Source organism: Geodermatophilus sp. TF02-6, from assembly GCF_003319115.1.
In the GTDB taxonomy this organism is placed as follows: domain Bacteria; phylum Actinomycetota; class Actinomycetes; order Mycobacteriales; family Geodermatophilaceae; genus Geodermatophilus.
On sequence record NZ_QOHF01000005.1, the window covers coordinates 217,222 to 223,587 of the forward strand.

The following is a 6,366-nucleotide window of genomic DNA, read 5'->3' on the forward strand; positions in this document are numbered from 1 at the left end:
GCCGCCCCGGGGGGAACGGGACGACCGGGCCGGGGTCGCGGGGCGCCCCTGGCCGGGACGCCGACCCGGGAGGACGCCGGTGCCGGTGCAGCGGGCGCCTCGATCGGGCAGCTGTGACGCTACGTGACGGCCGCTGGTCCGGTCATCCCCTGACTGGGTGAAACGCCGCGGGGCCGCGACGGACAGTCACATCCCGGTGCCGTGTCGGCTCGGCGGGGCGCTCGGACCGGCGGCCGGTGTCCGAGCCGCCGCGGTCGCGCGACGGGTCCGACGGCCGCCGCGGGCTGCCACCATGGCGGCCGTGAGCGCTCTGTTCTGGGCAGCCCTGTACGCGGTGGTGCTGTGGACGGGCTGGGCGGCGGCGTGGGCGCCGGGCGCGCCCGCCCGGCCGGGTGCGGGCCGGCCGCCCTGGGCCACGCTCGCCGCGCTGCTGGTCGTCGGGGTGCCGTCGCTGCTCCAGCTCACCGTCGCGCCGGGCCTGCTGGGCGCCCTGCAGCGGACGCCGACCGAGCTCGCGGACGGGCAGCTGTGGCGGCTGGTCACCTCGCTGGTGGTCCAGGACGGGGGCTGGCCCGGCGCGGTGTTCAACCTGGCGGCGCTGGCGGTCGTGGGCGCGACGGCCGAGCAGGTGTGGGGGCCGCGGCGCTGGCTGGTGGTCTGGGCCGGCGCGGGGGTGGGTGCGCAGCTGTGGGGGCTGCTCGTCCAGCCGACGGGAGCGGGCAACTCCGTGGCGACGTTCGGGCTGGCCGCATCGGTGTCGGTGCTGGCGCTGCGGCGGGGCCGCGGGGTGTCGCGGCTGTGCGGCAGTGCGAGCCTGCTCGCCGGCCTGGCCCTCCTCGTCATGGGCGACGTCCACGGCGGCGCCGTCGTGCTCGGCGCCCTCGCGGGCCTGCTCCTGACCCGCGTCCCCGCCAGCGACCCGGCCGGCGGCAGGAGCGTCCCGTCCGACCCCACGACGCCGTAGGCCCCTCGGGGACGGCGCGTGTTCGTGGCGGGAGCCGTCCTGGCGCTGTTCCTGCCCGGGGGCCGGCGGCGGTCCCCTCGATCGGGCCGTGGGGCACCGGACGACCCGCCTGCGTCGATCGGCGGCTGATCCGCCCGGTCCACTGGCCACGACCGTGCCCGGGTCGGCTTCCGGCGTCGTCCGGTCCGGAGGGCGGTAGCCTCGCACCGGGCCGCAGGCCAGCCAGTCCCGGGCTCTGCGTGCACCTGCCGGGCCTCTAGCTCAACTGGCAGAGCAGCGGACTTTTAATCCGCGGGTTGTGGGTTCGATTCCCACGGGGCCCACAAGCTTGCAGGTCAGCGAGCTGTGGTTGCCCTCTCCGGGGGCGAGCCCCCGCTAGACCCCACTTGACCCCCATCTTTCGCCGACGCCCGAAACGGGCTGTTCGGTCGGAGATGCTCGCCCGCCTGCGCCCCTGAGCAGGGCGGGTCTGCGCCTCCTCACCACACGGTGCGCCGCCGAGTCGGCTGCGCCGGCCGTCCGCGGCAAGGTCGGCGTCAGGGGTGGGTTACGGGTGTGTCGCCCTGCTGCTCGTCGGTGGCCCGGCCGGCGTCGATGAAGGCGTCGAGGATCGATCGCTGCAGGCGGACGTGCCTGCCGAGCTTGACGTAGGTGATGCGGCGCTGGGCGATCAGCCGGCGATGAAGCGTTACCCGGTTCCCAGGTAGTCGCCGGCCTGGGCGGTGGTGAGGAGTGGGTCGCTGGCGCGGGTGTCCATCGGGTGTGCCACGCTGGCGAGGGTTCCGGGGCGGTCCCCTGTACTTCTCCAGTCGGCCCGCGCGGTCCTTCGGTCGCCTGCCTTCGGCCGCTCCAGCGGTCGAGGCGTTCTCCTGTAAGTCTCCTGTTCTGCTGCGGTGCGTCGGGGACCCCCGCCTCGAGCGTGGTGTGCGGGCACTGGAGAACTACGGGAGAAGTACTGGAAAGGTACTGGAGAGCGGGGTTCAGGGCACGTCGGGAGCTCCGGTGGTGCGGGCTCGGCTCCGGTAGGCCTGCAGCACCGGTTGCAGCGCTCGGGCCAGGCCGGGCAGGTCGCGGTCGTAGACGCGGCCGTCGGAGAGCTGGTCGGCGAGCTCGGTGAGCAGTCGCGGCCAGTCCCGCCGGGTCGGCTGGAGTGGCACGCGGATCTGCACGTGGCGTTCCACCACGCGGACGGCGGCCTGGTCGCAGGCCGCGGCTCGGCTCTGCTCCCAGGCGCGGTGCCGGCAGGTGGCCGAGCACCACTTCGGGATGGGGCCGCGGCTTCGCGGGGTGATCGGCCCGCCGCACCAGCCGCAGGTCGTCGCCGCGGCCCGCCGTGCGCGGCCGTCGGCCTCGGCGGCCGCCGGCTGGGAGCGCGCCATCCTGGTCGGCGTCTGCTGTGCCTGTTGACGTCGCTGCCGTTCGCGCTCGCGGCGTCGGGCCCGGTACTCGGGGGTCCCGCTGGTCGGCATGCCGGTCAGTGTCCCGGACCGGTCAGTGACTCGTCACAACGGATTGCCTGTCCCTGGGTGCATGAGGTGTGCCGGCTCGTGATCTTGTTGAGGAGGGCAGCAGTCCGGCAGAGTCGCCGCCGGTCGGGCGCGGCGCGGTGTGGAGATGCCCTGCGTCGGCTGCTGGCGGGGCAGGGTTGACAACGCTGTTCGGCCTGGCGGGCGTCCGCCGAAGCTGGCCTGGAGAATGGCGCGCGTGTCTGGGGGAACGTCGAAGCGGGCGCGGATCGAGGATCTGCTCGCCCGCGCCGAGCAATTCGAGGACGAGGTGGTGACATGGCAGAACAGCGCACAGCCGAGCCTCGGTGACGTTCGCGCCGCCCAGCGCGTGTACAGCGGTTGGTATTCCGAGGCCCAGCGGCTGGTCACCGAGGAGGACCGTCCACGCTTCATCGACATGTACGAAGGTGGGCCGTTCACGCCGCGCATCCGCGCCTTCCTGAGCGACCCGCTGAGCCCCCCAATCCGCTCGTCCAACCCGGTCAGGACAACCCGCTCCTGCCCAAGTGGAAGCACCCCTACGACCGCACCTTCCGGGACAACCTCGCGGTCCAACAGCAGCTGCTCGTGCACTCGCTGCACGCCGTCCTCGGACCCACCCACGTGCTGGATGAGCTGACCGCAGTGCTTCGCCGGCTGCCGGAGTACCTCGACGTCCTCCGCCGCTCGAACAACCCTCGTGTGCCCGCCCCCTCCATCGAGCACGAGGCGGATCTGCAGGTGCTCCTCCACGCGCTGCTGCGGCTGCACTACGACGACGTCCGCCCGGAGGACCCGGTGTCACAACACGCCGGCGGCGGATCGCGGGTGGACTTCCTGCTGCGCGAGACCGGTGTCGTGATCGAGACGAAGATGACCCGACCGACGCTGACCGACCGCAAGCTGGGGGAGGAGTTGTCCGTCGACTGGAACCGCTACCCGCGGCACCCCGACTGCCGAGCCATCTTGGCCTTCGTCTACGACCCGGGTCGCCATCTCGCCAATCCATCGGCACTGGAGCATGACCTGTCCCAGGACGAGCGTTCTCCCGCCACCAGGGTGGTCGTGGTTCGTTGATCGGCGGCTCGGCTCCGAGCCGGCGTCGTCTGCGGTCCTGTCATGACGCCGCCGAGGCGTGGTCGAGCGCACTGCGGTAATCCGGCGGCCAAGTCCGGCAGGACGGCAATGCGCAGTATCTCTCCTCGGGGGCGGTCCATCGATACACGGCCGCGACGGCGTCGGAAGTGCGCTGGAGCACAGCAGGTGAGCGACCCGCTGCCGGGGAAGCGGCCGTTTGCGGCTGCCGGCGCGATCTTGAACCACCTGCGCGGTGATCGCACCCCGCTGATCGCACTCTCCGCGGCCTCGCGCCCCGCCGGTGTGGGGCGCCGAACCGGCGTTCAGCTGGCCGGATGGGCGCGCAGGTAGTCCGCCAGCGCGTCGCGCATCACGGCGCTGGCGCTGCGGTGCTGTGCGGCGGCCACCGCGGCGAGCTGTCGGTCGAGGTCTCCCGGCAGGCGGACCTGGCGGACACGGGCGTGCTCGCCCGGCTCGGCCGTCGGATCGATCGAGGGGCGACCGCCCAGTGCCCGGGCCAGCGCCTCACGCCCGTGCTGGGCCGCGGCTGCTCCGCGCCGGGCGGTGATCGAGTCGGGCCGCAGCTGCATCTGGTGCTCGGCCCAGTCCGCGGCGGCCTGGTAGTCCTTCTCAGTTGCCATCGTCTGTTGCCTCCATGCGAGCCAGGTGCTGGCGGCGGGCTTCCATGACGTGGAAGACATGCAGCCCGCGCGGCGGGCGCACCTCGACCATCACCTCCAGCAGCGGGGCGCCCGGGCGTCGCTGCGGGCCGATGTACAGGTGCGGACGGATGTCGTTCGGCGGACGCGGATCGTCGAACTCCTCCTCGACGTAGACGGCGTTGGCGATCGCGTGCAGTGCGTCTTCATGAGCGATGCCGTGCTTGTCGGCGCTGCGCGCCCACGTCACCCCCACCGAGGTACTGTACTACACAACTGGAGCCTGCGGGCTCCTCGGGCGCCGCAATCCGCATCCTCAGCTTGGCGAGCAAACCTCGTCGCCACGGTGGAAGGCGCAAGACCGGCATGCCGCCGTCGGCCGTCAGCCGTCGTGGTTCAGTGCCTCGAGGACTGCGGCCGCACCAGTAGCTGCCACCTTGCGGCCGAAGTAGACGTCGGTGGTCATCGAGGTGTTGGCGTGGCCGAGTTGGTCGGCCGCAGCGCGGGAGGACAGCCCGGCCTGGTCCATGAGGGTGGCCACGCTCTTGCGAAACACGTGCGAGGTCACCCAGTCGAAGCCGGCGGCAGTTAGCGCGTCCCGCAGGTCGGCCTGGGTGTTGGACGGGTCCCGCCAGCCGCCCAGCGGAGCGGGGAACACCGGGCGCCCGATGCGGTCGTGCTCATCGGGAGCGACCCGCGCGGCGCGCTGGCGCAGCATGGTGGAGCACCACTCGGGCAGGAGCAGCGTTCGGGCTCCGGCGTCGGTCTTGGTCTGCTTCACCACGAGGCCCTGCCCGCCGACGCGCACCGCGGTCGCGCGCACCGCCACAGTGCCGGCGGCCAGGGCGACGGCGTCCCAGGCCAGCCCGCAGGCCTCGCCGATGCGCAACCCGGTGGCCATCAGGAAGTCGACCAGCTCCGGCAGGTCCCGCGCGACCGCGCGATCGTCGTAGGTGAGCGCCGCCCGCAGCTGACGCAACTGCGGCACGGTCAACGCCCGAGGGGCCTTCTTGGCCTTGCCGCCCAGCGGAGCCACGGACCGCACGGGGTTGTGGACGAGGGCGTCGTGGCGAGCGGCCAGGGTGCACATGCCCGAGAGCACCGAGCGGCACATGCGGGCGACGGCAACGCCGTGGGTGTCGGCGACCAGCTTGAGGTGCCGGTCCAGGACGCCGGCCGTCAACTCGCGGATGCGCAGCTCTCCGAGGCCGGGGAGGATCTGCCGGTCAAGCCGCCGCCGGTAGGCGTCCATCGTGGTGGGGGAAAGGTCCCGTAGGCCGGTGTACCAGGCGTCGGCTAGTGGTCCGTTGCGGTTCTCCTTGATGTGATCACGACGCGAGGTCGACCAGTTCGTATGCCTGCGCACGTGCGGACGGTCGAAGTCTCAGAGGCCAATCGGCGAGAGCTGCAGCGGCGGGCCCGGGACAAGGGCGCTCCAGCGCGAGTGGTGGAGCGAGCCCGGATCGTGCTGCTCGCCGCCGACGAGGTGCCGGGCAAGCAGATCGCGGCGATCGTCGGCTGCGCCGAGGGCACGGTGGTGACCTGGCGGAGCCGCTACGCCAAACACGGCCTGCCGGGGCTGGAGGACCTGCCCCGGCCGGGCAAACCGGCGCAGCTGCCCGAGGCCCTGCGGGATCGGGTGCTGGAGCTGACGCTCACCGAGCCGCCGGACCAGGTCGGGGCCACGCACTGGTCCTCGCGGCTGCTGGCCGCAGCGCTGGCCGGGGAGGGCACGCCCATCTCGCACGCCACCGTGGCCCGGATCTGGCACCGCTTCGGGGTGCAGCCGTGGCGGGCGCAGACGTTCAAGTTCTCCACCGACCCCGAACTGGAAGCCAAGATCCGCGACGTCGTCGGGCTGTACCTGCATCCGCCGGCGAAGGCGGTGGTGCTCTGCGTCGATGAGAAGCCGCAGATCCAGGCGCTGGAGCGCACCGCGCCACCCCTGCCGGTGCGGCCCGGACATCCCGCGGCGGCCAGCTTCGACTACATCCGGCACGGCACCACCACGCTGTTCGCCGCCCTCGAGGTGGCCACCGGCAAGGTGACCGACCTGAGTTCCGCAGCTGAGCTCGGTTCCTGGTGACGGGACGGCGCGTTTACCCAGGTCGTGGCGGAGGCAGTTCGGCGGGACTCCGGAGTGCCTGGTAACGGAGCTTGGCGCGTAACCGCTTGTCTA

At 72.7% G+C, this 6,366-nt stretch carries 7 protein-coding genes and 1 tRNA gene; 4 read left to right on the top strand and 4 right to left on the bottom strand.

All coding sequences use genetic code 11. From position 1 onward, the window contains the following. The first annotated feature begins 301 nt into the window (after positions 1–301). Positions 302–964 (top strand): rhomboid family intramembrane serine protease, encoded by a 663-nt coding sequence (locus tag DQ238_RS07035; protein ID WP_158550725.1) that lies wholly within the window; start codon positions 302–304, stop codon positions 962–964. 250 nt (positions 965–1,214) lie between these two features. Beyond that, a tRNA-Lys gene (locus DQ238_RS07040) sits at positions 1,215–1,287 on the top strand. Between the two features lie 657 nt (positions 1,288–1,944). Here the strand turns inward: DQ238_RS07040 and DQ238_RS23625 are convergent. Further along, the gene (locus DQ238_RS23625; protein WP_233495776.1) at positions 1,945–2,433 is read right to left on the bottom strand and encodes a hypothetical protein; all 489 of its coding nucleotides are present in this window, start codon (positions 2,431–2,433) and stop codon (positions 1,945–1,947) included. A 642-nt stretch (positions 2,434–3,075) separates the two neighbouring features. Here DQ238_RS23625 and DQ238_RS07055 point away from each other — a divergent pair. After that, positions 3,076–3,528, top strand: a complete 453-nt coding sequence (locus tag DQ238_RS07055) for a hypothetical protein (RefSeq protein ID WP_147263023.1) — start codon at positions 3,076–3,078, stop codon at positions 3,526–3,528. A 323-nt stretch (positions 3,529–3,851) separates the two neighbouring features. On the opposite strand, the gene DQ238_RS07060 is transcribed toward DQ238_RS07055, so the two are convergent. The 3 genes from DQ238_RS07060 to xerC all read right to left on the bottom strand — a co-directional run bounded on the left by DQ238_RS07060 (position 3,852) and on the right by xerC (position 5,553). Then, positions 3,852–4,169, bottom strand: a complete 318-nt coding sequence (locus DQ238_RS07060; RefSeq protein ID WP_158550726.1) for a ribbon-helix-helix protein, CopG family — start codon at positions 4,167–4,169, stop codon at positions 3,852–3,854. Further along, positions 4,159–4,443 carry a hypothetical protein gene (locus DQ238_RS07065; protein WP_113780577.1) on the bottom strand — a complete coding sequence of 95 codons (285 nt, stop codon included), beginning with the start codon at positions 4,441–4,443 and terminating at the stop codon, positions 4,159–4,161. The genes DQ238_RS07060 and DQ238_RS07065 overlap by 11 nt, the downstream gene beginning before the upstream one ends. Positions 4,444–4,569: 126 nt before the next feature. Beyond that, positions 4,570–5,553 (bottom strand): tyrosine recombinase XerC, encoded by a 984-nt coding sequence (gene xerC / locus DQ238_RS07070; protein ID WP_233495777.1) that lies wholly within the window; start codon positions 5,551–5,553, stop codon positions 4,570–4,572. An 81-nt stretch (positions 5,554–5,634) separates the two neighbouring features. Here xerC and DQ238_RS07075 point away from each other — a divergent pair, with 81 nt between their 5' ends. Continuing rightward, entirely contained in the window at positions 5,635–6,273 is a 639-nt protein-coding gene (locus tag DQ238_RS07075; protein ID WP_233495778.1) for an IS630 family transposase, read from the top strand. Positions 6,274–6,366 lie beyond the last annotated feature (93 nt).